This window comes from Amycolatopsis sp. NPDC004378 (assembly GCF_053602455.1).
Genome location: NZ_JBSGDR010000009.1, coordinates 198,138 through 224,145, shown reverse-complemented (window position 1 = coordinate 224,145; position 26,008 = coordinate 198,138). Strand labels below are relative to the sequence as shown.

Below are 26,008 nucleotides of genomic sequence, written 5' to 3'. Positions count from 1 at the left end.
GATATGGCCATCCTTCCCTTCGCAGCCTGCCTGATGAGCTTGAGCTGCCTCGCGCCCGCGCACCCGCCGGCGTCGACGTTGCAGCTCACCAGCCACGACACCGCGAACCGCGTCAGCTCGGTGGTGCTCACGTGCGACCCGACCGGCGGCACGCACCCCAAGCGCGACAAGGCGTGCTCGGTGCTCTCCAGCGCCGGCGGCGACTTCTCGAAGATCAACGCCCGGCACCAGATGTGCACGCTGATCTACGCCCCGGTGGACGTCACGGTGGTCGGCAGCTGGCGCGGAAAGCCGGTGTCGTACCAGACGACGTTCCCGAACCGCTGCGCGGCGGACCGCGACTCGGACGACGTCTTCGCGTTCTGACGCGGGCGTGCCCGGCGCGCGGAAGCCGCCGGGCCGCCCCCACGACGGTCCGGTGGCTTCCGCGCAACTCTCTTAACCACGCAAGACCGGGGCGCCCGGTTCAGCCGCAGCGGCCGAGAGGCACGTCACGTGCCGCGGCGCGGCTGAGGTTCCAGGCGGGCCAGCCGTCGGGGGTGTCGCCGGCGAGGACTTCGCGCAGCACGCACGTCCGCAACGGCTCGGGCAACCGGGCCGACACGACCGGGACGACGTCGGCCGAAAAACCCGCGAGATACCGGTGGTCGAGCGGTTTCCCGGCGGCCGCGCGGTCGAGGTTGGCGTCGGCGATCAGGCGTTCCGGGTCGAGGACGGCGAGCACCAGCAGCGCCCCGGCGGCGGCCCCGATCGCGGCGCGCGGCAGCCACGTCGAGCGGAGCTTGACCAGCGAGACCAGCACCAGGACGAACACGGCGCCGAACCAGAGTTCGCAGACCTCGACGAGCAGCCGCAGGACGGTGAAGCCGTAGGCCTCCTGGTAGGTCCACATGCGACTCAACGCCGACCCGACGAGCACCAGGCTCAACGCGCTCAAGGCGCCCAGCAGGACCCGCTGCCGAAGCCGGTCGGCCCTGGTCGCGTTCGGCGCCCAGCGCAAGGCCGCGGCGACGATGGCGAGCGTCAGGACCGTGACGGCGCACAGCTGCCAGAAGCCGCTGCGGGCGTACTCGGCCGACGTCAGGCCGCTGGTGCGCAGGACGTATCCGGTCCCGCCGAACAGCACGACCAGCCGCACGCCGACGAACACGCTGAAGAGCAGCACGAGGACGCCGAGCGGGACCGTCCACTCCAGACCGTTCTTCGTCCGGTGAGGACGGTCCGCCGTCGCGCGGTGCGGTGGGGCGGCCAGGAAGTAGCAGGCCCCGGCGACGACCGACGTGACGACCGCGAAGACACCACACCACCGGACGAGCACGTCGACGCCGAGATCCGGGATCACGGCGCTGACGACGGCGGCGAAGGCGGCATCGGCACTGGCGAGCAGCGGAACGAAGACGGCCACGAGCACGGCGGCGGCCAGCACGGCGAGCGCGATCCGCCGGGCGACGCCGTCGCGGCGGGCGGCGAACCGTCCCACGCCGCGGCCCGCCCACGGAATGGCGCGCACGGCCTCGAGGGGAACGGCGAGCATGTCGTAGAGGACGGAGTTGACGGTCCGCGCCCCGACGACGGCCAGCGACCCGGTGACCACGGCGGCGAGCGCGCAGAGGACGAACAACCACCCCGACGCCCGCACGGCGCCCATCCCGAGAAGGGCGAGGGTGAGGGCGGCCCAGCCGGCATTGCCCCAGGTGAAGCCGGTTTCCCCCGCGGGTCTCGACCGCCGGTCGGCGACGAAGACGGCTGCGGCAGCGGCGAGTCCGGCGAGCAGCCAGCCGATCCCGGGCCGGTCGACGGGCAGGACGAGAGCGGCGGCAATCCCGGCGAGGACGGCCGCGGGAAGGACGGCGGGTGGGAGCGGAACGACGGCCGACTTGGGCGGCGGGACCGGCAGGGAGAGGACCGGAACAGCGGGCCGCTCGGCGACCGCCACACCACCGGGACCCGGCCCTGCAACAGCCCCGCCCACCGAACCACCGGCTGTTCGCTCGGCGGCGCCGACCGCACTCGCCGAACCTCGCCCCGCCGCCCCGCCAGCCACCCGGTCGGCAACCCCGTCCGCTCGGGCCGCACTCGCCGGTTCTCGCCCCGCCGCCCCGCCAGCCACCCGGTCGGCAGCCCCGCCCGCTCGGGCCGCACTCGCCGGTTCTCGCCCCGCCGCCCCGCCCGCTCGCGCCGCACTCGCCGGTTCTCGCCCCGCCGCCCCGCCCGCTCGCGCCGCACTCGCCGGTTCTCGCCCCGCCGCCCCGCCAACTCGCCCGGCAGCCGCATCCGCTCGAGCCGCACTCGCCGGTTCTCGCCCCGCCGCCCCGCCAGCCACCCGGTCGGCAGCCCCGTCCGCTCGGGCCGCACCTCGCCCCGCCGCCCCGGGTGCGCCACCCGCAGCCTCGTCTGCCGGGACACCCGCGGCCACCTGCCGCTTCCCCCGTGGCACGCGGTCTCCCGCGCCGGAGCCGCCCGTTCTGTTCTTCGGCATCTCGCCCGCTTCCTTCCGTGCCTCACCCACCGGGCAACACACGAGTCGATGTTCGCTTTTGCGAATGCGCGGCGCGAGGCCCGCCGCCGCGGTCTTCGGACAACTTCAGCTCGTCGGCAACGTCACCCGGATCCGGCTGCCCACTCCGGTGGCCGGTTCGACCACCCCGATCGTTCCGCCGTGCAGTTCCACCGCCCACCGGGCGATCGCCAGCCCGAGGCCCGTTCCGCCACCGGACGGACGCTCGCCCCGGGTGAACCGCTCGAACACCCGCTCGCGGTCGGCTGGGGCGATCCCGGGCCCCTCGTCGCAGACGTCGATGCGGACCTCGCCCGGCCGGACCTCCGCGAGGACCCGGACCGAGCCGCCCGCCGGGCCGTGGCGGGCCGCGTTCTCCAGCAGGTTGGCCACCACCTGGAACAGCCGGCCGCGGTCCGCCGTCACCACGGCGTCGGGCGGCGAAACCGACACCGAGAACGTCACCCCGCGCACCAGCGCCGCTTCGGAGACCGCCGAGGAAAGCAATGACGCCAACGGAAAGGAAGTCCTGTGCAGCGGGATCGCCCCCGCGTCGAGCCGGGACAGGTCCAGGAGCTCGTCCACCAGCGTCGCCAGGCGCTCGGTCTGCTGCAGCGCCGTCTTCAACGTCGCGGGATCGGCGTCCTCGACGCCGTCCACCAGGTTCTCCAGCACGCCGTTCAGCGCCGTGATCGGTGTGCGCAGCTCGTGGGAGACGTTCGCGACCAGCTCGCGACGCTGCCGGTCCGCGTCGCCGAGGTCGGCGGCCATCTGGTTGAACGCCCGGGCCAGCGAGCCCACTTCGTCGCGGGTCGTCGCGCGGATCCGGCGGGTGTAGTCGCCCTTCGCCATCGCGCGGGCCGCCGCCGTCATCTCGCGCAGCGGGCGCGTCATCCCGTGGGCCAGCACCTGGGAGAGCACCAGCGCCAGGACCATCGCCGTGATCGTCGTCCGGGGTGGCAGCCAGCCGATCTGCCAGTTGAAGAACGCGAACGCGATGCCACCCGAGGCGACCATCAGGATGGCGAGTTTGAGCTTGATCGACCGGATCCGGTCGAGGGGCCGCGGCACGAGGTTCACGATCCCGCCTCCAGTGCGTAGCCGACTCCGTGCACGGTCCGGATCAGGTCGGCCCCGAGCTTCCGCCGCAGCGCCTTGATGTGGCTGTCGACCGCCCGGGTGCCCGCGGAAGTGCCGTGGACGTCCCAGTCCCACACCTCCGACAGCAGCCGTTCCCGCGGTTGCACCGCCCGCGGCCGCCGCGCGAAGTGCACCAGGAGGTCGAACTCGATCGGCGTCAGCTGCGCCGCGACCCCGGCCCGGGCGACGCGCCGCTGGTCGACGTCGATCTCGAGGTCGCCGAGCACGATCCGGGTGCCCGGGACCGCGGCCGAGCGGTCGACCCGCCGCAGCAGCGCGTGCACCCGCGCGGTCAGCACCCGCATCGAGAACGGCTTCGTCAGGTAGTCGTCGGCGCCGACGCCCAGGCCGACCAGCAGGTCCGTCTCGTCGGCGCGCGCGGTCAGCATGAGCACCGGCACCGGCCGCCGCCCCTGGATGCGGCGGCAGACCTCCAGGCCGTCGAACCCCGGGATCATCACGTCCAGCACCACGAGATCCGGCTCGAAAGCGCTGTCCGCTTCGACGGCGGCCGGCCCGTCGTGGGCGACCTCCACGCTGAACCCTTCGGCCCGCAGCCGGGCCGCGATCGACGCGGCGATCGTGACGTCGTCCTCGACGACCAGCACGCGCCGCCCACCCAGTTCCATGGCCACGACCCTATGCACCCCCGGTGGAGACGGTTCGCGTGAAGTGTGGAGATCCTGTGGAGACGTTTCACCCGCTTTGCCGGTTGATGACGGGGAGATGTGTGACACAGGTCATGCACTCCGGCGCCCGTTCGCGCAATCGACAGACTGCACTCCTGATCAGCGAAGAGTGAACAGACTGCCGTTGCCCTCGTCACAACCGGACGCGCAGGATTCCGCAATGGCGCCGACACCCGCAGACCAGCGCGTGCACGACGACGGCCGGGTCGAACTGGACCCCGCCGACGTCGGGTCTCTCGAAGGCAGCCGGTTCTTCAACTCCGAACTGGCACCCGTTCCCGTCGAAAAACGGACCTGGACCACTTACAACTACTTCGCGCTCTGGATGGGGATGGCGCACAACATCCCCAGCTACGCCCTGGCCGCGTCGCTGATCGCGCTCGGCATGAACTGGGTGCAGGCGCTGATCACGATCACCATCGGCAACATCGTCGTGCTCGCGCCGATGCTGCTCAACAGCCACGCCGGCACGAAGTACGGCATCCCGTTCCCGGTGTTCGCCCGCGCGTTCTACGGCCTGCGCGGCGCCAACCTGGCCGCGCTGCTGCGGGCGTTCATCGCGTGCGGCTGGTTCGGCATCCAGACCTGGGTCGGCGGCGAAGCGATCTACGTCATCCTGGGCCGGCTGCTCGGCTCGTGGTGGCGCGACTCGCCGGTGGTCGCCGGCCAGCACTGGACACTGTGGCTGTCCTTCGTGGTCTTCTGGATCGGTCAGATGCTCATCATCTGGCGCGGCATGGAGGCGGTCCGCCGGTTCGAGAACTGGACGGCGCCGCTGGTGTCGGTCGGCTTCCTCATCCTGCTCGGCTACGTGCTGGTCAAGGCGGGCGGGCTCGGCCCGATCCTGTCCGACGGCGGCAAGCTCGGCTGGGGCCCGGACTTCTGGAAGGTGTTCGCGCCGTCGCTGATGGCGATGATCGCGTTCTGGTCGACGCTCTCGCTGAACATGCCGGACTTCACCCGCTTCGGCGGCAGCCAGCGCAAGCAGGTCCGCGGCCAGATCCTCGGCCTGCCGACGACCATGACGTTCATCGCGATCGTGGCCATCCTGACGACGTCGGGCGGGCACGTGCTCTACGGCGAGGACATCTGGGACCCGGCGCAGCTGGCGGACAAGTTCTCCAGCCCGGTCGTGGTCGTCGTCGCCCTGATCGCGCTCGTGCTGGCGACGATTTCGGCGAACCTCGCGGCCAACGTCGTCAGCCCGTCCTACGACTTCTCGAACGCCTTCCCGAAGAAGATCACGTTCGCGGTCGGCGGCGGCATCACCGGCGTCATCGGCATCCTGATCCAGCCGTGGCGGCTCTACTCCGACCCGAGCATCTACATCTTCGCGTGGCTCGGCTTCTACGGCGGCCTGCTCGGCGCCGTCGCGGGCGTGCTCGTCGCCGGGTACTGGGTGATCGCCCGCACCAAGCTGAAGCTGAAGGACCTCTACACACCCGATGGGGTGTATTGGTTCAGCGGCGGCTGGAACTGGCGCGCGCTGGTCGCCACGCTGGTGGGAGCCGTGCTGGCCGTCGGCGGCGCCTACGGCGGGCCGTTCCCCGACGGCGGCCTGATCCCGTTCCTCAAGCCCCTTTACGACTACAACTGGGTGGTCGGCTTCGTCGGCGCGTTCGTCGTCTTCGCCGCCCTGTCGGTATCCGCTAACAAGGAGGAAGCAAGTGAGCGTCGTCCGAGCCGGATTGATCCAGCAGCGGTGGACGGGTGACAAGGAGTCCATGATCAAGGCGGCGGTCGACCACATCGCCACCGCCGCCTCGCAGGGCGCCCAGGTCGTCTGCCTGCAGGAGCTGTTCTACGGGCCGTACTTCTGCCAGGTGCAGGACACCGAGTTCTACTCCTACACCGAAGGCATCCCGGACGGCCCGACGACCCAGCTCATGCAGGAGGTCGCCGAGCGCCACGGCGTGGTGCTCGTCGTGCCGATGTACGAGGTCGAGCAGCCCGGCGTCTACTACAACACCGCCGCGGTGATCGACGCCGACGGCACCTACCTCGGCAAGCACCGCAAGAACCACATCCCGCAGGTCAAGGGCTTCTGGGAGAAGTTCTACTTCCGGCCCGGCAACCTGGGCTACCCGGTGTTCGACACCGCCGTGGGCCGCATCGGCGTCTACATCTGCTACGAGCGGCACTTCCCCGAGGGCTGGCGGGCGCTCGGCCTGGCCGGGGCGAAGATCGTGTTCAACCCGTCGGCGACCAGCCGCGGGCTGTCGCAGTACCTGTGGCGGCTGGAGCAGCCGGCGGCCGCGGTGGCCAACGAGTACTTCGTCGGCGCGATCAACCGCGTCGGGGTGGAACCGCTGGGCGAGAACGACTTCTACGGCCAGACGTACTTCGCCGACCCGCGCGGGCAGCTGATCGGCGACGCCGCGTCCGACACCGAGGACGAGGTGGTGGTGCGCGACCTCGACATGGCGCAGCTCGACGAGGTCCGGGACCTGTGGGCGTTCTACCGCGACCGCCGCCCGGACACCTACGGCCCGCTCACGGAGGCCTGATGACCACGCTCATCTCGGGCGGTCAGGTCGTCTCCCCGTCGGGCGCGCTGCTCGCGGACGTCCTCGTCGACGGCGAGACCATCGCCGCCGTCGGGGCGCCCGGGACGCTGACCGGCGACGAGACGATCGACGCAGGAGGCAAGTACGTGCTGCCCGGCGGCATCGACGCGCACACGCACATGGAGATGCCGTTCGGCGGGACGCACTCGGTCGACACGTTCTCGACCGGCACCACGGCGGCGGCCTGGGGCGGCACCACGACGATCATCGACTTCGCCGTCCAGGCCAAGGGCACGTCCCTGCTGTCCACACTGGACAAGTGGCACGCCAAGGCGGACGGCAACTGCGCGATCGACTACGGCTTCCACATGATCGTCAGCGACGTCAACGACCAGTCGCTGAAGGAGATGGAAGCCTGCGTCGACGGCGGCGTCGGCAGCTTCAAGATGTTCATGGCCTACCCGGGCGTGTTCTACTCCACCGACGGCGAAATCCTGCTGGCCATGCAGAAGGCGCGCGAGATCGGCGCGACGATCATGATGCACGCCGAGAACGGCATCGCGATCGACCAGCTGGCCGCGCAGGCGTTCGAGGCCGGGAACATCGACCCGGTGCAGCACGGGTACACGCGTCCACCCGAGCTGGAGGGCGAAGCGACATCGCGGGCGATCCAGCTCGCGAAGGTGACCGGCTCACCGCTGTACATCGTGCACCTCTCGGCGTCGCAAGCGCTTGCGGCGGTCGCGGAGGCACGCAACGACGGTCAGAACGTCTTCGCCGAGACGTGCCCGCAGTACCTGTACCTGTCCATTGAGGACCTGGCGAAACCGGATTTCGAGGGCGCCAAGTACGTCGCCTCCCCGCCGCTGCGGGAGAAGTCGCACCAGGCCGACCTGTGGCGGGGGCTGCGGACGAACGACCTGTCCGTGGTGTCCACCGACCACTGCCCGTTCTGCTTCAAGGACCAGAAAGAGCTGGGGCGCGGCGACTTCCGGGCCATCCCGAACGGCATGCCGGGCGTGGAGCACCGGATGGACCTGCTGCACCAGGGCGTCGTCGCGGGCGAGCTGACGCTCGGGCGCTGGGTCGAGACGTGCTCGGCGACGCCGGCGCGGATGTTCGGGCTGTACCCGCGCAAGGGTGTCATCGCGGCGGGTTCGGACGCGGACATCGTGATCTACGACCCGGCGGCGACGCAGACCCTGTCCGCCGAAACGCACCACATGAACGTGGACTACTCGGCGTACGAAGGGTTCGAGCTGACCGGCCGCGTGCACACCGTGCTGTCGCGGGGACGCGTGGTCGTCTCCCCGGACGGGTTCACCGGGTCGACGTCGCACGGCAAGTTCCTGTCCCGTGAGCTGAACCAGTACCTGAACTGAGGTAGTCATGGACTTCGGGATCGTGCTGCAGACGGACCCGCCCGCGCGGGACGTCGTGCGGCTGATGAAGGACGCCGAGGACGCCGGGTTCCGCTACGGCTGGACGTTCGACTCCTGCGTGCTGTGGCAGGAGCCGTTCGTCATCTACTCGGCGATCCTGGCGGCGACGTCGTCGCTGGTCGTCGGGCCGATGGTGACCAGCCCGGGCACGCGGGACTGGTCGGTGATGGCCTCGACGTTCGCCACGCTCAACGACATGTACGGCAACCGGACGGTCTGCGGCATCGGCCGCGGCGACTCCGCGCACCGGGTCGTGGGCAAGCCACCGTCCACTTTGGCCACCGTCCGCGACTGCATGCGCGTGGTCAAGGACCTCGCCGAAGGCCGCGCGGTGGAAATGAACGAGACGACCGTGCGGATCCCGTGGATCCGCAACGGCCGCCTGGAGATGTGGATGGCCGGGTACGGGCCGAAAGCGCTGAAGACGGTCGGCGAGCACGCCGACGGCTTCATCCTGCAGTGCGCGGACCCGGCGATCGCGCGCTGGACGATCGGCGCGGTGCGCGACGCCGCCCGCGCGGCCGGCCGTGACCCGGGCGGCATCACGATCTGCGTCGCGGCCCCGGCGTACGTCGGCGACGACCTGCCGCACCAGCGCGAACAGCTGCGCTGGTTCGGCGGGATGGTCGGCAACCACGTCGCGGACCTGGTCGCGCGCTACGGCTCGACGGGCGCGGTGCCGCGAGAGCTGACGGACTACATCCGCGAGCGGGAGGGCTACGACTACAGCCACCACGGCAAGGCGGGCAACCCGTCGACGGAGTTCGTGCCGGACGAGATCGTCGACCGGTTCTGCCTCCTGGGCCCGGCGTCGTCCCACGTCGAACGGCTGCAGGAACTGGCGGAGCTGGGCGTCGACCAGTTCTCGCTGTACCTGATGCACGACGACCGCGAGGCGACGCTGGCGTCGTACGGGGCGCAGATCATCCCGAAGCTCACCGCGTAGGGCTCGCCCTACTCCGCTTCCGGGGGTGCGCACCAGCGCGCCCCCGGTCCCGGTGACGGGACGATCGGGGCCATGAACGCTCCGAAACTCCGCGCCGCGCTGGCTTTGGGGGCCGCCGCGCTCGCCGTGGGCGCACTCGCGCCCGCGGCCGCGGCGAGCCCGGCCGGAATCGTCTGGGAAGCCGCGTGCGCCGCCGGATACCAATGCGGCCACCTCGACGTCCCGCTGTCCTATCAGGACCCTTCGCTGGGAACCGTGTCCATCGCCGTCGGCCGGCTCCCGGCCACCGACCAGGCCCGCAAACTGGGCACCGTCTTCTACAACCCCGGCGGGCCGGGCTCGTCCGGCCGCTTCGCGCCCGCGTTGACGCCTTTCCTGCACGAGCACTACGACATCGTCGGGGTCGACCCGCGCGGTGTCGGCGCCAGCTCGAAGATCCACTGTTTCACCGATCCTTCGCAGCTCGAGGTGCTCCAGCGGGCGCTCGGCACGTTCCCGCTGACCCGCGACGCCGAGCAGCGGCAGATCGCGGACACCCGCACGGTCACCGATCTCTGCGAGCGGAACGCGGGTCCCCTGGCCAACCACCTGTCGACCGGCACGATCGCCCGCGACCTCGACCGGTTGCGGGCGGCGTTCGGCGAGCGGAAACTGCGCTTCTACGGGAAGTCGTACGGCACCTACCTCGGCGAGACCTACGCCAACCTGTTTCCCGGCCGGGTCGGAACGTTGGCGCTCGACGCCGTCGACGACCCGACGCGCTGGGCGACCGGCCCCGGTCCGATGAGCTACCGCCTGCGCGGTTACGAAGACGGCCCGCGGGCCGTACAGTCCTTTTTGGACGCCTGCGCGTCGCGCTGCGCCTTCGACTACGACACAATCCTCGACCGGCTCCAAACCGGACCCATCACGGTGACGGACACGACGGGCAAGCAGGTCGTCGTCACCTACCCGAGCGCGATCGCCACGATCCACAACTACCTGACCGACGCCCAGGCCGCGCCGCGGCTGGCGTCGTTCCTGCAGGCTCTGGCGGACCCAGCGGCACGCGCCCCGGCCTCGGCGGGCGGCCCGCCGGACGTCGACTCCCTGCTGGGTGGCGGCGCGACCCTCTGCTCGGACGCGGACAACCCGCGTGACCCGGCGGTGTGGTGGGACTACGCCCGGCGTGCCGACGAGGCCGGGCGCGGCTTCGGCCCGTACGACGTCTACAAGACGCTCCCGTGCGCGAGCTGGGACGTCTCGGACACCGGCCGCTACACCGGCCCGTGGAACCGCCCGACGGCGCCGATCCTTTTGCTGGCCAACCGAAAGGGCGACCTCGAGACGCCCTATGCGGGGGCGCGGCGCACGGAACGCCTGCTGGGCAACGCGCATCTGCTGAGCCTCGACACGTACGGCCACGGCTCGCGCGGCAAGAGCGCGTGTGTCGACGGCTGGCTCGACCGCTACTTCGCGACCGGCGCCGTCCCGGCGCCCGGCACGGTCTGCGCGCCGGACAAGGGCCCCTTCGACTGAAGGTAGGCCATCGCCGCGTCGGGGTCGCCCAGCCAGCTTTCGTAGCCGGCCGGGTCCTCGAAGAGGTGCGCGAACCGGTGCGCCACTTCGGGTACGCGCTGCGCGGCGTCCAAAGTGGCCAGGACGTGGGGCGGCGGCGGGGCCAGGAGGGCGTTGTTGAAGAGTGTGGCGTGCCGGGCGTGCTGCCAGTAGCGCGCGAAGGCGTCGTGCATGAACTCTTCGTCGAACGGCCGGTCGGCGCGCTCGACGATGGCTTCCTGGTACGCCCGGGCCGCGCGGGCGGCCATGTTGGCGCCCTGACCGCCGACCGGGTCGTTGGTCACCGCGGTGTCGCCCATCGCGAGGACCTTCGCCCCGGACGGCAGGGTGCCCACCGGGTGCCGCACGACCGGCGTGATCCGGCCGTGCAGCATCTCGGTGGGCGCCGCCGGGCGGGCGTCGTCGAGCAGCTTCGCCTGCCACGGGTAGTGCGCGCGCAGCAGGTTCCGCGCGGTCTCGTAGTGCTGGTCGACGTCGGTGACGTCGGTCCAGACGTCCATCGGGCCGCCGGGCAGGCCGAAGAACCCGATGCCGTGCACCGGGCCGTGCACGGAAAGCACCGGCAGCAGGAAGAACTCGCCGACCGGCGCCAGGCCGAACGTCAGGCCCGGCACCGCATCCAGCGTCCCCTCGACGTACAGCACGCCGATCGCGCGCTGGGGCTCGCGGTACGGCGAACGTTCGTCGTCGCGCGGGAACAGCGCGTCGAACTGCGGACCGCGGCCGGCCGCCACGATGAGCAGGTCGCATTCCCGGGCACACTCGTCGAGGACGTCCGGCGTGACACGGCCGATGCGCATGTCACCACCGAGGCGCTCGAACTCCGCCATCCAGCCGGAAACCTTGACGCGCTGGTCGACCGACCGCGCGGGCCGGTCGAGCCCGACGCGCCAGGAAATCGCGGGCTCGGCACCATTGCCCGCGGCCGCGAACGCGACTTCGCGGATGGGCGGCGCGTCCCAGAAGTCGATGCCCAGCTCGTGTTCCCGCTGCAGGGCGGGAGCGAAGACGCATTGGTTGGAGACGAGCCGGCCGGCACGCACGTCTTCCGCGGTGCGTTCGGCGAACACCGTCACGGCATAGCCCGATTGGCGTAAACCAATGGCCAGGACCAGCCCGGCTTGCCCCGCTCCGACGATCCCGATCCGCCGCATGGCCGCCCCTCCCCCGAAAGCCCTTGCCTGCCAACGTACTCGTTCTGCCGAAAACCGCCCTGCCCGAAGGGGCGGCCGCTAGGGTGGCGCGGTGACGCAGCCGCCGACGGGATACGACCGCACGATCCGCCTCCGCGACAACCGGTGGGTGCGCGTCCGGCCGCTCACCCCGGCGGACGCGCCCGAGCTGGGCGAAGCCATCCGCACCGCGGACCCGGAGACGTTGCGGCGCCGCTTCTGCGGCTCGGCCCCGAGGGTGACACCCCGGCTGCTGGAGCGGCTGACGGTGCTGGACTACCAGCGCCGGTTCGCCCTGGTGGCGCGCTGCCTCGAAGGCCCGGGCGTGGCGGTCGCCCGGTACGAGGCCACGAGCAGGCGGGTGGCGGAGATCGCGGTGGCGGTCGCGCCCGCGTGGCGCCGGGTCGGGCTGGCGACGGCGCTGCTGCACATGCTCGGGCTGGCGGCGCTGGAGCGCGGCTTCGACCGCTTCACGGCGGTGTACTTCGCCGACAACAAGCCGGTGGCGGAGCTGCTCGACTGGGCGGGCGGGAAGCACGTGATCGCGGACGGTCTCGCGGAGGCCGAGGTCCGGCTGCCCCGCTGAGTCAGCGCGCGGTGAGGTTGTCGATCATCAGGCCGAGCATGAAGTCGAACCGCTCGTGCGCGGTGCCGGACGTCAGTTCGGCCGCGTGGCGCCGGGTGTTCGGGAAGCGGTCGGCGGGCAGGGCCTTGAACCGCTCGACGAGCTCGTCGCGGCTGAGGACCCAGTCTCCGTCGTGGTGCTGCTCGACGAGCGAGCGCTCGAGGGCGTACGCGCTGACGTAGAGGGTGAGGCCGTCGCGCACCCACGCGGCGGTCCACGGTTCGACGCCCCCGGCGAGCAGGATCGCCAGGATCCCCTCGCCGACGCGCAACGTCTCGAGGTGGGTCGGCACCATGGCCAGCGCGGCCCGCGGGATGCCCGGGTACTTCAGGTACTGGTCGCGGATCCGCGCGTAGACGCCGATCAGCTGCGCGCGCCACGAAGCCGGGTCGGGCTCGGGCAGTTCGACCTCGGCGAAGAGCCGGCCGATGAGCAGGTCGTCGAGGTCCTCCTTGTTGACGATGTGCGCGTACAGCGACGAGGGCCCACTGCCGAGCACGGCCGCGACCCGGCGGATCGTCAGCGCGTCATAGCCCTCGGTGGCGATGACCTGCAGCGCGGCGTCGGTGATCCGCTCGGCCGTGATGGGCGTCTTCCGCGGCACGGGCGCGGCGTCCGGGTGCGGCTGGGCGTGCCGAGCCGCGCGGCGCTGCTTCGGGTCGAGGGGCATGTCGGTCACTATACGGAACTTAGTTCGAGCGAAGGAACTTAGTTCGCAGCGACACCCCTCAGTCCACCAGCGCCTGGTAGACCAGCTGCCGCAGCTGGGAGCGCAGCCGGTAGGTGCTCGACGGCAGCAGCTGCGTGTAGAAGCCGACCGTCAGGTCCTCGTCGGGGTCCACCCAGAACGCCGTCGAAGCCGCGCCGCCCCAGGCGAACTCTCCCGCCGACGACAGGGTTCGGGCCTTCACCGGGTCTTCCAGCACCGAGAAGCCCAGGCCGAACCCGTGCCCGTGGAACGGCATCTCGGCGAACAGCGGGCGGCCGAACTCCTCGAGGTCCACGTGACCGGGCAGGTGGTTGCTGGCCATCAGGGAAACCGTCCGCGGGGACAACAGCCGCACGTCCTCGAACGAGCCGCCGCGCAGCAGCATTTCCGTGAAGCGCCAGTAGTCCGAAGCGGACGACACCAGGCCGCCACCGCCGGACAGGCAGTCGGGACGGGAGGTGCCCAAGCGGCCGAAGGCTTCGTTTCGGACGGCCCGGCCCGTCGCGGGATCCGGGACGTACAACGCCGCCAAGCGCGAGGGGGACGCCGCCACGAACCCCGTCTCCGTCATGCCCAGCGGGCCGAAGATGCGGGAGGAGAAGAACTCGTCCAGGGCCAGCCCGGACACGACCTCGACCAGCCGCCCGAGGACGTCCGTCGCCACCGAGTAGTTCCACTCCGAGCCCGGCTGGAACACCAGCGGCAGCGCCGCCCACTGCTCGGAGCACGCGGCCAGGTCCGCGCCCGGCGGCGTGCCCCACTCGAAGCCCGCCGCGCGGTAGATCGCGTCCACCGGGTGCCCGTGGTGGAAGCCGTAGGTCAGGCCCGCCGTGTGCGTCAGCAGGTGCCAGACGCGGATCGGCTCGGTGGCCGGCTCGGTCAGGGGACGAAGCGCCGACCCCTTGACGTACACCCGCGGCGACGCGAACTCCGGCAGCCAGCGCGAGATCGGGTCGTCCAGCTCCAGCAGGCCCTCTTCGGCGAGCATCATCGCCGCGACCGACGTGACCGGCTTCGACATCGAGAAGATCCGCCACAGCGTGTCGGTCTCGACCGGCGTGCCCGCCTCGACGTCGCTGTACCCGCCACTGCCGACGTGCACGATCCGACCGTGCCGGCTCACCACCGCGAGCCAGCCGGGCAACCGTCCGTCCTCGACATAGCGGTCGAAATGGGTGTCGATCCGGGAAAGCCGCGCCGCGTCGAAGCCGGCTTCGGCCGGGTCGACGTCCACCTTGAGGTCCATGCCTGCGAGGTTACTTTTCGCGAGCCCGTTCGGCCGCTTTCTCCTCACGCCAGGCTTCGTCGTTCTTCCCGATGCGCCAGTACCCCGAGATGGACAGCAGCTCGCGCCGCACGCCGCGCTCGTCGAGCAGGTAGCGCCGCAGCTCGCGCACGAACCCGGCCTCGCCGTGGACGAACGCCTGGACGACGCCCGCGCGCCACGGCAGGGCCCGCACCGCCTCCGCGACGTCGCCGCCCGACGACCGGTGCAGCCACGTGATCTGCGCGTCCGCCTTCGTCACCAGGGCCTGCTCTTCGCCGGCGTTCTCGACCAGGATCACGGCGTGCGCCGGGACGCCCGCCGGGAGCGCTTCGAGGGACGCCGCGATGGCCGGCAACGCGCTTTCGTCGCCGGCCAGCAGGTGCCAGTCGGCCTCGGCGCCCGGCGCGTACGCGCCGCCGGGACCGGACAGCAGCAGCTCGTCGCCCGGCTGCGCGGACGCGGCCCACGGGCCGGCGATGCCTTCGTCGCCGTGGTGGACGAAATCGAAGGTCAGCTCGCCGGCCTGCGGGTCGAACGCCCGGACCGTGTAGGAGCGCATCCGCGGCCAGTGCTCACGCGGCAGCGTCGCGCGGCATTCCTGCACGTCGAACGGCTCCGGGTACTCGACGCCCGGCACCTTGAACAGCACCTTCACGTACGCGTCGGTGAACGCGTTGGGCGTGAAGCCGGCGATGCCCTCGCCGCCCGCGACGATCCGGATCATGTGCGAGGTGATCCGCTCGGTGCGCAGCACCCGCAGCCGCACCGCGGGACGCCCGGACCGCCGGGGTGCTTCAGCCATCGACAACTCCTCGCAAGAACTAAGGGTTACCTAAGCAACCGTACGCGCCCAGTCCGGTTCCTGGCCATCGGGCCGCCCCAGTTCTTCGAGCACCCGGGCAAATCCGGCGGCCGTCTTCGCACGGAACCCGAGGAAGAGCCGGTTGGCCAGCGGCACCCCCCATCGCCCCCGCGAAGCCGCGTTGACCACGCGATGTTCGACGCGCGCACCGGCCGGATCGGGCGTGACGCGGTATTCGCCGCGGTACCACCAGCCGCCCTGCACCGCGAGGAACCCCCGCTCGCGGTCGACGTCCATCCGCATCGGGTACGCGCCCCCGCTCAGCATGCGCCGCAGGCGGTCGAACACCTCGTCCGGCGGCCGCGCGACGACCCCCGACGCCTCCGCAAGCGCTTTCACCCGCGCGGGTCCGAGACGCGCGTGTTCTGGAACGCCGTGATCAGCCATTCGCCGCCTTCCTCGACGAGCACGAAGCCGACGGTGGACTCGCGACCTTCGTCGGTGGTGTCGGCGCCGCTGACCGACGAGCCACCGCCGGCGACGACCACGGCGACGTCCGGGCGGACGAACCGCACCTTCGCCGTCTCGCCGAGTCTGGCGGTCAGCTTCGAGCCCTTGAGCGGCCCTTCGAACAGCGCGCGGTGCGAACTTTCGATCGCTTCGCGGCCCGGGAAGTTCATCCCGAAGAACGTCACGTAGTCGGCGTCCTCGGTGAAGAGCCGGCCGTACGCGGTGGCGTCGCCGGCGTTCCAGGCCTCGGTGAGGCGGCCGAGCACGGCGCGGACGGCGGCATCGGCAGTGGTGGTGGTCATGGGATCCCCTTTCGCGAACGTCGTTCGTTCGACGAACACAGTTCTACTTACGAACAGCGTTCGCGTCAAGTACAGTGTTCGCGTGACCGTTCCCCCACCGCCGTGGCGCAGCGCCCCGCGCCGCCGAGCCGCGAAACCCGCGCTCTCCCAGGGCCTGATCGTGAAGAGGGCCCTGGAAATCCTGGCGAAGGAGGGGCTCGAGGCGGTGACCATGCGACGGGTCGCCCAGGCGCTGGAGACCGGGCCCGCGTCGCTCTACGCGCACGTGGCCAACAAGGACGAGCTGGCGGAGCTGATGCTCGACGCCGTGCTCGCGGAAGCCGTGCTGCCGGAACCGGACCCGGCGCGCTGGGACGAACAGGTCAAGGAACAGGTCCGCGACCAGATCCGGGTGATGGTCGCCCACCCCGGCATCGCGCGGGTCGCGTGGGACATCGCCGTGCCGGTCACGCCCAGCTCGCTGCGGCAGGGCGAAGCGATGCTGGCCTTGCTGCGCGCGGGCGGCCTCACGCTCAAGCAGGCGACTTTCGCGGGCGACGCGCTGGCGTTGTACGCCAAGGCGTACGCCTACGAAGCGAGCGGCTGGACCTGGGGCGACATCGACGAAGCCGAGACGGCGAAACGCGGCGAGCAGATGGTGGCGTACATGCGGTCGCTGCCGCCCGAGGCGTTCCCGAACATGCTGCACGTCGGCGAGTTCTTCTCCGCCGAGACGGCGCAGGAACGCCTCGAGTTCGCGCTCGAGACGTACCTGGCCGGCTTGAAGGTCCTCGCGGCGAAGAACTAGGGCCGCAGCACGATCTTGCCGCGCGTGTGCCGCTGCTCCAGGTCGCGGTAGGCCTCGCGGACCTCGTCCAGCGGGTAGACGCGCGCGACCGGGACCTCGAGCAATCCCTTGCCCACCAACAGGCTCAGCTCGCGCAGTACCTCGGCGGACGCCGCGGCCGCGTTGCCTTCGGCCTTCACGTTGTACTTCCGGGCTGCCTCGAAGTCGATGATCGTGTCGATGCGGCCGGGGTGGATGCCCAGGTGCAGCGCCAGATCCACGTAGCCGTCGCCGAACGTGTCGACGAACGCGTGCACGCCGTCCGGGGCGGCTTCCTTGATCCGCTCGAGGACGCCGTCGCCGTAGGCCACCGGGACCACGCCGAGCTCGCGCAGCCAGTCGTGGTTCGCGGGACCGGCCAGGCCGATCACCGTCGCGCCGGACAGCAGCGCCAGCTGCACGGCGAGCGACCCCACGCCGCCCGCGGCCCCCGAGACGACGACGGTCTCGCCCTCGCGCGGGCACACCGCGCGCACCGCGGCGTAGGCGGTGGTGCCGGCGACGAACAGCCCGCCGGCGACCTCCCACGAGACGCCGTCGGGCTTGGGCGTGAGGTCCGAGGCCGCCGCCACGACGAACTCCGCGTGGCTGGACCGCGTCTCGACGAAGCCGATCACCTCGTCGCCGACGGCGATTTCCTCGACGCCCTCGCCGAGCTCGGCCACGACCCCCGCGAAGTCGCTGCCCTGCCCGGACGGGAACGTCGCCGGGAAGCGCTCGTGCAGGAAGCCCCGGCGGATGGCCGCCTCGCCGGGGTTGATCCCGGCCGCGCGCACCTCGACGAGCACCTGCCCCCGTCCCGGTGCCGGCCGCGGGACGTCCTCGACCCGGAGGACCTCCACGTCGCCGTACTCGTCGAACCTGATCGCGCGCGCCATGGGGCCTCCTCAAAGTCGTTGCTCGATACAAGCAACGACCGGGGCCCCGGTTTTAATTCCCGTCAGCCCGCGAGGCGCCGGACGACCCCGTCGGCCAGCAGCCGCCCGCGGTCGGTGAGCACCGCGCGGCCGCGGGTGTCCAAAGCGGACGGATCGAGCAGCCCTTCGGCCGCCGCCGCCCGGGCTTCGGCCAGGCCGGGCTCGTCGAGGACGTCCAGCGGGAGCCCTTCGGCGACGCGCAGTTCGAGCATGATCCGCTCGAGGTGCTGGTCGTCGTCGGTGAGCACCTCGAGGCCGCCCGCGGGCGAGTCGCCGGCCGCGAGGAGCGCGGTGTAGCGCGCCGGGTGCTTGACGTTCCACCAGCGGACGCCGCCGACGTGGCTGTGCGCGCCCGGCCCGGCGCCCCACCAGTCGTCGCCACGCCAGTAGCCGAGGTTGTGCCGGCACCGGGCGGCGTCGGACGCCGCCCAGTTCGACACCTCGTACCAGCGCAGACCCGCGGCCGACAGGACGGCGTCGATCATTTCGTAGTCCGCGGCCAGCACGTCGTCGTCCGGTGCGGGCAGCTCGCCGCGGCGGACCCGGCGGGCCAGCGCCGTGCCGTCCTCGACGATCAGCGCGTACGCCGACACGTGGTCGACACCCGCCGCGAGCACGGCGTCGAGCGTCGCGAGGAGGTCGTCGGGCCGCTCCCCCGGCGTGCCGTAGATCACGTCGAGGTTCACGTGCTCGAACCCGGCCGCGCGCGCTTCGGCGGCGGCCTTCCCGGGCCGGCCCGGAGTGTGCACGCGGTCGAGGATCTTCAGCACGTGCGGCGCGGCCGACTGCATCCCGAGCGAGACGCGCGTGTAGCCGGCTTCGCGGATGCCGGCGAAGAACTCCGGCGACGTCGACTCCGGGTTCGACTCGGTCGTCACCTCGGCGCCCGGGGCGAGCCCGAAGACGTCGCGGACGGCGTCGAGGACCGAAGCGAGACCGTCGGCGCCGAGCAGTGACGGCGTGCCGCCGCCGACGAACACGGTGTCGGCGGCGGGCGGCACGACCAGGACCTTCGCGGCGAACTCCAGCTCGCGCCGCAGCCCTTCGAGCCAGGACTGCGGCGACGAGCCCGAGTCGAGCTCGCCCGCGGTGTAGGTGTTGAAGTCGCAGTACCCGCAGCGCGTCGCGCAGAACGGGACGTGCACGTAGACCCCGAACGCTCTGCTGCCGAGCCCCTTCAGGGCGCTTTCGGGCAGCGTGAGGTCGGTCGGGGAATCGGGCACCCCCCGATTGTCCCTTACGAAGCCGGGAGGTTCGCCGCCGCCCACTCGGGGTCGGGCGCGATCATCTCGATGACGTCCAGCAGCACGCCGTTCGGATCGGCGACGAAGAAGTGCCGCTGCCCGTACAGCTCGTCGACGACCGGGGCGACCAGTTCGACGCCCGCCTCCGCGAGCCGCTTCGCCTCGGCCGCGGCGTCCTCGACCACGAGCCCGAAGGACAGCCCCGACGTCGGCTGCGCCCGGAACCCCTCGGGCAGCGACTCGTGCCCGCGCCGGACGAAGCTGATCTCGTAGCCGGGCGCGCCGGCGTTGATGCTGGCGAACCAGTCCAGCTCGACCGTGACCGGCAGGCCGACCACGTCCCGGTAGAAGCGGGTGGTCGCGGCGACGTCGTCGACCAGGTACCCCGCCCCGAACCCCTTGACCTGCATTCCCAGTTCCTCTCTTCAAACCACTGCGTCCGTAGTACTCTATCCGTAGTGGTTTCAATCGGGCAAGGAGGATTTCGTGCGGCAGAACACCGAACGGCGGACGACGTTGACCGACGCGGCCATCGAGGTCCTCGCCCGCGACGGCGCACGCGGCCTCACCTACCGCGCGGTGGACACCGAGGCCGGGGTCCCGCCGGGGACGACGTCGAACTACTTCCGCAGCCGCGACCAGCTGCTCTCGGAAGCCGGGGAACGCGTGCACGTCCGGCTGTCCGCGCCGGAGGACGTCATGGCCGACCCGCGGGCCGAAGAGCCGTCGACCGGGCGGGTCGCCGCCCTGCTCGGCGACCTGGTGACGCGGCTGACCACGCGCCGCAGCTCGTACCTGGCGCTGCTCGAACTGCGCCTGGAGGCGAACCGCCGTCCGGAGCTGGCGGCGGCGCTGACCGCGACGGTGAAGGAGAGCTTCGACGTCAGCGTGGGCTTCCACGAAGCCGCCGGGCTGCCCGGCGGACGGGACGAGGTCCTGCTGCTCTATCTGGCCCTCACCGGCCTGACCGTCGAGCGGTTGACATTGCCCGGGGCGTTCGCGGGGTACTCGGACGCGCAGGTCGTGGGCCTGCTGGTCGACCGCATTCTCCCAGGCGAGTGACCCTTCTCCCACCATGCGGGCAGCTCTGGACCACATTGTGGACGCGTGGCACGCTGACGCCGTGACTCATGCCGGTGTTCTCCTCGTGGCCCGCCGCCACGTCGACCTCCTGCGGGTCGCCAGCGCCCTCTGCGTACCCGTTCGCTGACTGCCGCCGCCACCACCTGCCACGAAATCTGGACAGCCGGCGCCGGAGGAAACCCGCGCGAGCCGGTGCTCCTCCGCTGCCACGAAGAGCCTCTCGGAGGACGCCGCCATGGCCACCCCCACGCGCCAGACCCCCGCCCGCCCCGCGCGCGCCAAGCAGAAGCGCGGTGAGGGGCAGTGGGCGCTCGGTTACCGGGAGCCGCTGAACCCGAACGAGCGCTCCAAGAAGGACGACCACCCGCTCAACGTGCGGGCGCGGATCGAGAACATCTACGCCCACCGCGGGTTCGACGCCATCGACCCCGGTGACCTGCGCGGCCGGTTCCGCTGGTTCGGCCTCTACACCCAGCGCAAGCCGGGCATCGACGGCGGCCGCACGGCGACGCTGGAGCCCGAAGAGCTCGACGACCGCTACTTCATGCTGCGGGTCCGGCTCGACGGCGGCGCGCTGACCACCGGCCAGCTCACCGTGCTCGGCGAGATCTCGCAGGCGCACGCGCGCGACACCGCCGACATCACCGACCGGCAGAACATCCAGTACCACTGGATCCAGATCGAAGACGTCCCGAAGATCTGGGCGAAGCTCGAGAACGCCGGCATGACGACGATGGAGGCCTGCGGCGACAGCCCGCGCGTCATCCTCGGCTCGCCGGTCGCGGGCATCGCCGCCGACGAGGTGATCGACGGCACCCCGGCGATCGACGAGATCAAGCGCCGCTACATCGGCAAGCCCGAGTTCGCGAACCTGCCGCGCAAGTTCAAGACGGCGATTTCGGGCCAGCCCGACGTGGCGCACGAGATCCACGACATCGCCTTCGTCGGCGTGAACCACCCCGAGCACGGCCCCGGCTTCGACCTCTGGGTCGGCGGCGGCCTGTCCACCAACCCGATGCTCGGCCAGCGCCTCGGCGCCTGGGTGCCGCGCGACGAGGTCCCGGACGTCTGGGAAGGCGTCATCTCGATCTTCCGCGACTACGGCTACCGCCGGCTGCGCTCGCGGGCCCGGATCAAGTTCCTGGTCAAGGACTGGGGCGCCGAGAAGTTCCGCCAGGTGCTGCAGGAGGAGTACCTCAAGCGCGAGCTGATCGACGGCCCGCCGCCGGCCGACCCGGCCGTCCCGATCGACCACGTCGGCGTGCACCCGCAGGTCGACGGCAAGTTCTACGTGGGCGCCGCGCCGATCGCCGGCCGCGTCTCCGGCGGCACGCTGGTCGCCGTCGCGAAGGCCGCCGAGCGTGCCGGGTCGGGCCGGATCCGGCTCACCCCGCAGCAGAAGCTCGTCGTGCTGGACGTCCCGCAGGAGCAGGTCGCCGGACTGCAGGCGGAGCTGGCCGAGCTGGGACTCGAGACGAAGCCTTCGCCGTGGCGGCGCAACGTGATGGCGTGCACCGGGCTGGAGTTCTGCAAGCTCGCCATCGTCGAGACGAAGGCGCGTGCGCAGCAGCTCGTCGCCGATCTGGAGAAGTCGCTCGCGGACATCCAGGACGGCCTCGACACGCCGGTCACCGTGCACCTCAACGGCTGCCCCAACTCCTGCGCGCGGATCCAGACCGCGGACATCGGGCTGAAGGGCCAGATCGTCACCGACGCCGACGGCAACCAGGTCGAAGGCTTCCAGGTGCACCTCGGCGGCGGGCTCGGCCTCGACGCCGGGTTCGGCCGGAAACTGCGGGGCCACAAGGTGACCGCCGCGGAGCTGACCGGGTACGTCGAGCGCGTCGTGCGCAACTACGTCGCCGGACGCGAAGACGGTGAGCGGTTCGCGCAGTGGGCCGCCCGGGCCGAGGAAAGCGCGCTGCAATGACCGAGCGCGCGACGCCGTTCTACTGCCCTTACTGCGGGGACGAGGACCTGCGGCCGGAAGAGAACGGCGGCTGGCTTTGTTCCGCCTGTCGCCGGGTTTTCTCGGTCAAGTTCCTCGGACTGTCCCTTCCGGAGGTGTCCCGATGACCGCCACTGCCGACTACAAGACCCTCGCCGAGCGCGCTTCCAAGGAGCTCGCCGAAGCCACCGCCGACGAGGCGATCCGCTGGACCGTCGACACGTTCGGCGACGACTTCGTCGTCGCGTCCAACATGCAGGACGCCGTCCTGATCGACCTCACCACCAAGGCGAAGTCCGATGTGGACATCCTGTTCCTGGAGACCGGCTACCACTTCGCGGAGACTATCGGCACCCGCGACGCGGTCGAGGCGGTCTACCCGAACGTGAAGATCGTCAACGCGCAGGCCGAGCAGAGCGTCGCCGAGCAGGACGCGGAGTACGGCGAGAAGCTGCACGACCGCGACCCGACGCTGTGCTGCAACCTGCGCAAGGTCGTACCGCTGCGCAAGACGCTGGCGAACTACTCGGCGTGGATCACCGGTGTCCGCCGCGTCGACGCGCCCACCCGCGCGAACACCCCGATCGTCACCTGGGACGACCGCAACGGCCTGGTCAAGATCAACCCGATCGCGGCGTGGACCGACGACGAGTTCAACGGCTACATCCGCGAGCACGGCATCCTCGAGAACCCGCTGGTGTCGATCGGTTACCTGTCGATCGGCTGCGCGCCCTGCACGGCCAAGGTGGCGCCGGGACAGGACCCGCGCAGCGGCCGGTGGGCGGGGCAGAGCAAGACCGAGTGCGGACTGCACGGCTGAGGAAGGGACGCATGACGACCTTGGAGCCCGCTACCGACGCGGCACAGGACAACCTGGCCGCTCTCGAATCCGAAGCCATCCACATCTTCCGCGAAGTGGCGGGCGAGTTCGACCGGCCGGTGATCCTGTTCTCCGGCGGCAAGGACTCGACGCTGCTGCTGCACCTGGCGATCAAGGCGTTCTGGCCGGCGCCGGTGCCGTTCCCGCTGCTGCACGTGGACACCGGGCACAACTTCGACGAGGTCATCGAGTTCCGCGACCGCGTCGTCGAGCAGCACGGGCTGCGCCTGGTCGTGGCGAAGGTCCAGGACTGGATCGACGACGGCCGCCTGGAAGAGCGCGCCGACGGCATGCGCAACCCGCTGCAGACCACGCCGTTGCTGGACACGATCTCCGAGAACAGGTTCGACGCCGTGTTCGGCGGCGGCCGCCGCGACGAGGAGCGCGCCCGCGCGAAGGAGCGGATCTTCAGCCTCCGCAACGCTTTCGGCCAGTGGGAACCTCGGCGGCAGCGGCCCGAGCTGTGGAACCTCTACAACGGACGCCACCGCCCGGGCGAGCAGGTCCGCGTCTTCCCGCTGTCCAACTGGACCGAGGCCGACGTCTGGAACTACATCGCCCGCGAGAAGGTCGAGCTGCCGTCGATCTACTACGCGCACCGGCGCGAGGTCTACCTGCGCGACGGGATGCTGCTCGCCGAGGGCCCGTGGGGCGGCCCGCGTCCGGGCGAAGACGTCCGTGAGCTGACGGTCCGCTACCGGACGGTCGGCGACGGCTCGTGCACCGGCGCGATCGAGTCCACCGCGACCACCGTCGAAGAGGTCATCGCCGAGGTGTCGGCCTCGCGGCTCACCGAACGCGGCGCGACCCGCGCCGACGACCGGATGTCCGAAGCGGCCATGGAAGACCGCAAGCGTGAGGGGTACTTCTGATGAGTTCGCTGCTGCGCCTGGCCACTGCCGGGAGCGTCGACGACGGCAAGTCCACCCTGGTCGGCCGGCTCCTCTACGACACGAAGTCGGTGCTCGCCGACCAGCTCGACGCCGTCACGCGCGCGTCCGTCGACAAGGGACTGTCCACTCCGGACCTTTCCCTGCTCGTCGACGGCCTGCGCTCGGAGCGTGAGCAGGGCATCACCATCGACGTCGCGTACCGGTACTTCGCGACGCCGAAGCGGTCGTTCGTGCTGGCGGACACGCCCGGGCACGTGCAGTACACGCGCAACACGGTGACCGGCGCTTCGACCGCGCAGCTCGCCGTGCTGCTGGTCGACGCGCGCAAGGGCGTCATCGAGCAGACCCGCCGGCACGCGGCCGTGCTGGCCCTGCTGGGCGTCCCGCAGCTGGTGCTGGCGGTGAACAAGATCGACCTGGTCGGCTACGACGAAGCGACCTTCACGGTGATCGCCGAGGAGTTCGCCGAGCACGCGCTTTCGCTGGGGTACAAGCGGGGTTCGGTGCTCGCGATCCCGGTGTCGGCACTGGAGGGCGACAACGTCGCGACGCGCTCGGAGCGCACGCCGTGGTACTCCGGCCCCAGCCTGCTGGAGCACCTGGAGGACGTGCCGGTCGCGCCGGACCCGCACGACTCGGCGCTGCGGTTCCCGGTGCAGTACGTGATCCGCCCGCGCACGCCCGAGTACCCGGACTACCGCGGCTACGCGGGCCAGATCGCGGCGGGCACGGTGCGGCCCGGCGACGAGATCGTCGTGGTGCCGCAAGGCATCCGCAGCCGCGTCGAACGCATCGACACGGCGGACGGTCCCCTCGCCGAGGCGGGCGCCGGGACGTCGGTGACCCTCGTGCTGGCCGACGACATCGACATCTCCCGCGGCGACCTGATCGCCGCCGCGGACGCGCCGCCGCAGGTCACCGACGAGATCACCGGCACGCTGTGCTGGCTGTCGTCGAAGCCGCTGAAGCCGGGCGCGCGAGTGCTCGTCAAGCACGGCACCCGCACGGTCCAGGCGCTGGCCGGCGAACTGCACGCGCGGTTCGACGAGCAGACACTGTCCAGTGTGGACTCACCGTCGTCGCTGGAGCTGAACGACATCGGGCGGGTCACGCTGCGGCTGGCCGAGGAGCTGGGCGTCGACGACTACGGCGTCATTCCGCGCACGGGCGCGTTCCTGGTCATCGACCCGAAGGACGGCGACACGCTCGCCGCCGGCCTGGTGGGTGAGCGCTTCTCGTGACGCCGCCCCTGGTCGCCGTCGCGCACGGCAGTCGTGACCCCCGCTCGGCCGCGACCGTGCGGGCGCTCGTCCACGTCGTGCGCGCGCAGGCGCCAGGGCTTCCGGTCCACGAGTCCTTTTTGGACCTCTCTTCGCCGCTGGTGACCGACGTGCTGCGCAAGCTGTACGCGGACGGCCACCGGTCGGCGGTCGTGGTGCCCCTGCTGCTCGGGAGCGCGTTCCACGCCCGGGTCGACCTGCCCGCGCTGATCGACCAGGTCGTCTCGGAATGCCCGGGCTTCCGCATCCGGGTGTCGGAGGTGCTCGGTGCGGACCCGGCACTGGAGGCCGTCGCCTTGGACCGGCTGGCTTCCGCGTCACGCCGCCGCGGCACGGGCGTGCTGGTCAGCGCGGTCGGCTCGTCCAACGCCGACGCGAACGCGGTGGTCGCCTCCCTGGCCGCGCGCTGGGAAGATCGCCTGGGTGTCCCGGTGAGCGAGGCCTTCGCTTCGGCGTCCCAGCCGGACATCCCGGCGGCGGTGGCGAAACTGCGTTCGCGGGGCGCGCGGCACCTGGTCGTGGCGTCGTGGTTCCTGGCGCCGGGCCTGCTGCCGGACCGGATCGCCCGGCTGGCCCGCGAGGCGGACCCGAAGGCGTTCATCGCCGGGCCGCTGGCCGACGACCCGCGCGTCGCCGACGTCGTGATCAGCAGGTACGCCGCCGCGATGAGCGGGTTGCTCCGCCAGTACGCCTGACCCCGGCCCGTACCGCCAAAAGGTGAGCTTCATTCACATTTAGCGTCACCGCGCGTGCATGGGAACGGTAAATCCTT

28 protein-coding genes are annotated in these 26,008 nt (G+C 71.3%); 16 read left to right on the top strand and 12 right to left on the bottom strand.

The window, feature by feature from the left end; translation table 11 throughout:
- Positions 1-3: 3 nt before the first annotated feature.
- Positions 4-366: an SSI family serine proteinase inhibitor gene (locus tag ACWEN0_RS26335; RefSeq protein WP_451978714.1), complete on the top strand. Its 363-nt coding sequence runs from the start codon at positions 4-6 to the stop codon at positions 364-366.
- A 100-nt stretch (positions 367-466) separates the two neighbouring features.
- On the opposite strand, the gene ACWEN0_RS26330 is transcribed toward ACWEN0_RS26335, so the two are convergent.
- From ACWEN0_RS26330 to ACWEN0_RS26320, 3 genes are all read right to left on the bottom strand, one after another.
- A complete protein-coding gene (locus ACWEN0_RS26330; protein WP_451978711.1) occupies positions 467-1,936 on the bottom strand; it encodes a DUF4153 domain-containing protein in 1,470 nt (489 codons plus the stop codon).
- 648 nt (positions 1,937-2,584) lie between these two features.
- Positions 2,585-3,577, bottom strand: coding sequence for an ATP-binding protein (locus ACWEN0_RS26325; RefSeq protein ID WP_451978708.1), 993 nt, complete (start codon positions 3,575-3,577; stop codon positions 2,585-2,587).
- Complete coding sequence (locus ACWEN0_RS26320; RefSeq protein ID WP_451979045.1) at positions 3,574-4,245, bottom strand: response regulator transcription factor; 672 nt, start codon at positions 4,243-4,245, stop codon at positions 3,574-3,576. Before ACWEN0_RS26320 ends, ACWEN0_RS26325 begins: the two co-directional genes overlap by 4 nt.
- Before the next feature lie 241 nt (positions 4,246-4,486).
- Here ACWEN0_RS26320 and ACWEN0_RS26315 point away from each other — a divergent pair, with 241 nt between their 5' ends.
- From ACWEN0_RS26315 to ACWEN0_RS26295, 5 genes are all read left to right on the top strand, one after another.
- Positions 4,487-6,040, top strand: a complete 1,554-nt coding sequence (locus ACWEN0_RS26315) for an NCS1 family nucleobase:cation symporter-1 (RefSeq protein ID WP_451978705.1) — start codon at positions 4,487-4,489, stop codon at positions 6,038-6,040.
- 10 nt (positions 6,041-6,050) lie between these two features.
- Positions 6,051-6,833 (top strand): nitrilase-related carbon-nitrogen hydrolase, encoded by a 783-nt coding sequence (locus ACWEN0_RS26310; RefSeq protein ID WP_451979042.1) that lies wholly within the window; start codon positions 6,051-6,053, stop codon positions 6,831-6,833.
- Complete coding sequence (gene hydA / locus ACWEN0_RS26305; RefSeq protein WP_451978702.1) at positions 6,833-8,215, top strand: dihydropyrimidinase; 1,383 nt, start codon at positions 6,833-6,835, stop codon at positions 8,213-8,215. The genes ACWEN0_RS26310 and hydA overlap by 1 nt, the downstream gene beginning before the upstream one ends.
- A gap of 7 nt (positions 8,216-8,222) precedes the next feature.
- Positions 8,223-9,221 (top strand): TIGR03842 family LLM class F420-dependent oxidoreductase, encoded by a 999-nt coding sequence (locus tag ACWEN0_RS26300; RefSeq protein WP_451978699.1) that lies wholly within the window; start codon positions 8,223-8,225, stop codon positions 9,219-9,221.
- A 72-nt stretch (positions 9,222-9,293) separates the two neighbouring features.
- A complete protein-coding gene (locus ACWEN0_RS26295; RefSeq protein WP_451978696.1) occupies positions 9,294-10,739 on the top strand; it encodes an alpha/beta hydrolase in 1,446 nt (481 codons plus the stop codon).
- On the opposite strand, the gene ACWEN0_RS26290 is transcribed toward ACWEN0_RS26295, so the two are convergent.
- On the bottom strand, positions 10,670-11,932 hold the full coding sequence (locus tag ACWEN0_RS26290; protein WP_451978694.1) for a styrene monooxygenase/indole monooxygenase family protein: 1,263 nt from the start codon (positions 11,930-11,932) through the stop codon (positions 10,670-10,672). The two genes, ACWEN0_RS26295 and ACWEN0_RS26290, sit on opposite strands and share 70 nt — an antisense overlap.
- A 91-nt stretch (positions 11,933-12,023) precedes the next feature.
- On the opposite strand from ACWEN0_RS26290, the gene ACWEN0_RS26285 reads away from it, so the two are divergent.
- Entirely contained in the window at positions 12,024-12,536 is a 513-nt protein-coding gene (locus tag ACWEN0_RS26285) for an N-acetyltransferase family protein (RefSeq protein ID WP_451978691.1), read from the top strand.
- Position 12,537: 1 nt separating this feature from the next.
- Here ACWEN0_RS26285 and ACWEN0_RS26280 read toward each other — a convergent pair whose 3' ends face one another.
- Genes ACWEN0_RS26280 through ACWEN0_RS26260 form a run of 5 tightly spaced genes read right to left on the bottom strand, consistent with a single transcriptional unit; the run spans position 12,538 to position 16,165 of the window.
- Positions 12,538-13,254 (bottom strand): TetR/AcrR family transcriptional regulator, encoded by a 717-nt coding sequence (locus ACWEN0_RS26280; RefSeq protein WP_451978688.1) that lies wholly within the window; start codon positions 13,252-13,254, stop codon positions 12,538-12,540.
- Between the two features lie 49 nt (positions 13,255-13,303).
- On the bottom strand, positions 13,304-14,530 hold the full coding sequence (locus tag ACWEN0_RS26275) for a serine hydrolase domain-containing protein (protein ID WP_451978685.1): 1,227 nt from the start codon (positions 14,528-14,530) through the stop codon (positions 13,304-13,306).
- A 10-nt stretch (positions 14,531-14,540) separates the two neighbouring features.
- Positions 14,541-15,353 (bottom strand): siderophore-interacting protein, encoded by an 813-nt coding sequence (locus ACWEN0_RS26270; RefSeq protein WP_451978682.1) that lies wholly within the window; start codon positions 15,351-15,353, stop codon positions 14,541-14,543.
- Positions 15,354-15,383: 30 nt separating this feature from the next.
- The gene (locus ACWEN0_RS26265; RefSeq protein ID WP_451978680.1) at positions 15,384-15,752 is read right to left on the bottom strand and encodes a hypothetical protein; all 369 of its coding nucleotides are present in this window, start codon (positions 15,750-15,752) and stop codon (positions 15,384-15,386) included.
- Entirely contained in the window at positions 15,749-16,165 is a 417-nt protein-coding gene (locus tag ACWEN0_RS26260; RefSeq protein ID WP_451978677.1) for an SgcJ/EcaC family oxidoreductase, read from the bottom strand. Before ACWEN0_RS26260 ends, ACWEN0_RS26265 begins: the two co-directional genes overlap by 4 nt.
- An 82-nt stretch (positions 16,166-16,247) precedes the next feature.
- Between ACWEN0_RS26260 and ACWEN0_RS26255 the strand changes: the two genes are divergently transcribed.
- Complete coding sequence (locus ACWEN0_RS26255; RefSeq protein WP_451978674.1) at positions 16,248-16,952, top strand: TetR/AcrR family transcriptional regulator; 705 nt, start codon at positions 16,248-16,250, stop codon at positions 16,950-16,952.
- Here ACWEN0_RS26255 and ACWEN0_RS26250 read toward each other — a convergent pair.
- The 3 genes from ACWEN0_RS26250 to ACWEN0_RS26240 all read right to left on the bottom strand — a co-directional run bounded on the left by ACWEN0_RS26250 (position 16,949) and on the right by ACWEN0_RS26240 (position 19,562).
- The gene (locus tag ACWEN0_RS26250) at positions 16,949-17,869 is read right to left on the bottom strand and encodes an NADP-dependent oxidoreductase (RefSeq protein WP_451978671.1); all 921 of its coding nucleotides are present in this window, start codon (positions 17,867-17,869) and stop codon (positions 16,949-16,951) included. The two genes, ACWEN0_RS26255 and ACWEN0_RS26250, sit on opposite strands and share 4 nt — an antisense overlap.
- 62 nt (positions 17,870-17,931) lie before the next feature.
- Positions 17,932-19,131 (bottom strand): radical SAM family heme chaperone HemW, encoded by a 1,200-nt coding sequence (gene hemW, locus ACWEN0_RS26245; protein WP_451978668.1) that lies wholly within the window; start codon positions 19,129-19,131, stop codon positions 17,932-17,934.
- Positions 19,132-19,145: 14 nt separating this feature from the next.
- A complete protein-coding gene (locus tag ACWEN0_RS26240) occupies positions 19,146-19,562 on the bottom strand; it encodes a VOC family protein (RefSeq protein WP_451978665.1) in 417 nt (138 codons plus the stop codon).
- A gap of 76 nt (positions 19,563-19,638) precedes the next feature.
- Between ACWEN0_RS26240 and ACWEN0_RS26235 the strand changes: the two genes are divergently transcribed.
- The 8 genes from ACWEN0_RS26235 to ACWEN0_RS26200 all read left to right on the top strand — a co-directional run bounded on the left by ACWEN0_RS26235 (position 19,639) and on the right by ACWEN0_RS26200 (position 25,931).
- The gene (locus ACWEN0_RS26235; RefSeq protein WP_451978662.1) at positions 19,639-20,214 is read left to right on the top strand and encodes a TetR/AcrR family transcriptional regulator; all 576 of its coding nucleotides are present in this window, start codon (positions 19,639-19,641) and stop codon (positions 20,212-20,214) included.
- Positions 20,215-20,227: 13 nt separating this feature from the next.
- Positions 20,228-20,362, top strand: coding sequence for a putative leader peptide (locus ACWEN0_RS26230; protein WP_361103927.1), 135 nt, complete (start codon positions 20,228-20,230; stop codon positions 20,360-20,362).
- A gap of 108 nt (positions 20,363-20,470) precedes the next feature.
- Positions 20,471-22,165 (top strand): nitrite/sulfite reductase, encoded by a 1,695-nt coding sequence (locus tag ACWEN0_RS26225; protein ID WP_451978659.1) that lies wholly within the window; start codon positions 20,471-20,473, stop codon positions 22,163-22,165.
- Positions 22,162-22,311, top strand: a complete 150-nt coding sequence (locus ACWEN0_RS26220) for an Insertion element protein (RefSeq protein WP_103348823.1) — start codon at positions 22,162-22,164, stop codon at positions 22,309-22,311. Before ACWEN0_RS26225 ends, ACWEN0_RS26220 begins: the two co-directional genes overlap by 4 nt.
- Positions 22,308-23,003, top strand: a complete 696-nt coding sequence (locus ACWEN0_RS26215) for a phosphoadenylyl-sulfate reductase (RefSeq protein WP_451978656.1) — start codon at positions 22,308-22,310, stop codon at positions 23,001-23,003. The genes ACWEN0_RS26220 and ACWEN0_RS26215 overlap by 4 nt, the downstream gene beginning before the upstream one ends.
- Before the next feature lie 11 nt (positions 23,004-23,014).
- Complete coding sequence (gene cysD, locus ACWEN0_RS26210; protein WP_451978653.1) at positions 23,015-23,935, top strand: sulfate adenylyltransferase subunit CysD; 921 nt, start codon at positions 23,015-23,017, stop codon at positions 23,933-23,935.
- Positions 23,935-25,197 (top strand): sulfate adenylyltransferase subunit 1, encoded by a 1,263-nt coding sequence (locus ACWEN0_RS26205; RefSeq protein WP_451978650.1) that lies wholly within the window; start codon positions 23,935-23,937, stop codon positions 25,195-25,197. Before cysD ends, ACWEN0_RS26205 begins: the two co-directional genes overlap by 1 nt.
- Positions 25,194-25,931 carry a sirohydrochlorin chelatase gene (locus ACWEN0_RS26200; protein WP_451978647.1) on the top strand — a complete coding sequence of 246 codons (738 nt, stop codon included), beginning with the start codon at positions 25,194-25,196 and terminating at the stop codon, positions 25,929-25,931. Before ACWEN0_RS26205 ends, ACWEN0_RS26200 begins: the two co-directional genes overlap by 4 nt.
- Positions 25,932-26,008 lie beyond the last annotated feature (77 nt).

Excerpts from the sequence above, each read along its gene's own strand:
- ACWEN0_RS26295 (WP_451978696.1), top strand. The coding sequence starts at position 9,294 with ATGAACGCTCCGAAACTCCGCGCCGCGCTGGCTTTGGGGGCCGCCGCG.
- ACWEN0_RS26310 (WP_451979042.1), top strand. The coding sequence starts at position 6,051 with ATGATCAAGGCGGCGGTCGACCACATCGCCACCGCCGCCTCGCAGGGC.
- ACWEN0_RS26315 (WP_451978705.1), top strand. The coding sequence starts at position 4,487 with ATGGCGCCGACACCCGCAGACCAGCGCGTGCACGACGACGGCCGGGTC.
- cysD (WP_451978653.1), top strand. The coding sequence starts at position 23,015 with ATGACGACCTTGGAGCCCGCTACCGACGCGGCACAGGACAACCTGGCC.
- ACWEN0_RS26335 (WP_451978714.1), top strand. The coding sequence starts at position 4 with ATGGCCATCCTTCCCTTCGCAGCCTGCCTGATGAGCTTGAGCTGCCTC.
- hydA (WP_451978702.1), top strand. The coding sequence starts at position 6,833 with ATGACCACGCTCATCTCGGGCGGTCAGGTCGTCTCCCCGTCGGGCGCG.
- ACWEN0_RS26275 (WP_451978685.1), bottom strand. The coding sequence starts at position 14,530 with ATGGACCTCAAGGTGGACGTCGACCCGGCCGAAGCCGGCTTCGACGCG.
- ACWEN0_RS26250 (WP_451978671.1), bottom strand. The coding sequence starts at position 17,869 with ATGGCGCGCGCGATCAGGTTCGACGAGTACGGCGACGTGGAGGTCCTC.
- ACWEN0_RS26290 (WP_451978694.1), bottom strand. The coding sequence starts at position 11,932 with ATGCGGCGGATCGGGATCGTCGGAGCGGGGCAAGCCGGGCTGGTCCTG.
- ACWEN0_RS26240 (WP_451978665.1), bottom strand. The coding sequence starts at position 19,562 with ATGCAGGTCAAGGGGTTCGGGGCGGGGTACCTGGTCGACGACGTCGCC.
- ACWEN0_RS26220 (WP_103348823.1), top strand. The coding sequence starts at position 22,162 with ATGACCGAGCGCGCGACGCCGTTCTACTGCCCTTACTGCGGGGACGAG.
- ACWEN0_RS26215 (WP_451978656.1), top strand. The coding sequence starts at position 22,308 with ATGACCGCCACTGCCGACTACAAGACCCTCGCCGAGCGCGCTTCCAAG.
- ACWEN0_RS26270 (WP_451978682.1), bottom strand. The coding sequence starts at position 15,353 with ATGGCTGAAGCACCCCGGCGGTCCGGGCGTCCCGCGGTGCGGCTGCGG.
- ACWEN0_RS26260 (WP_451978677.1), bottom strand. The coding sequence starts at position 16,165 with ATGACCACCACCACTGCCGATGCCGCCGTCCGCGCCGTGCTCGGCCGC.
- ACWEN0_RS26205 (WP_451978650.1), top strand. The coding sequence starts at position 23,935 with ATGAGTTCGCTGCTGCGCCTGGCCACTGCCGGGAGCGTCGACGACGGC.
- ACWEN0_RS26225 (WP_451978659.1), top strand. The coding sequence starts at position 20,471 with ATGGCCACCCCCACGCGCCAGACCCCCGCCCGCCCCGCGCGCGCCAAG.
- ACWEN0_RS26300 (WP_451978699.1), top strand. The coding sequence starts at position 8,223 with ATGGACTTCGGGATCGTGCTGCAGACGGACCCGCCCGCGCGGGACGTC.
- ACWEN0_RS26230 (WP_361103927.1), top strand. The coding sequence starts at position 20,228 with ATGCGGGCAGCTCTGGACCACATTGTGGACGCGTGGCACGCTGACGCC.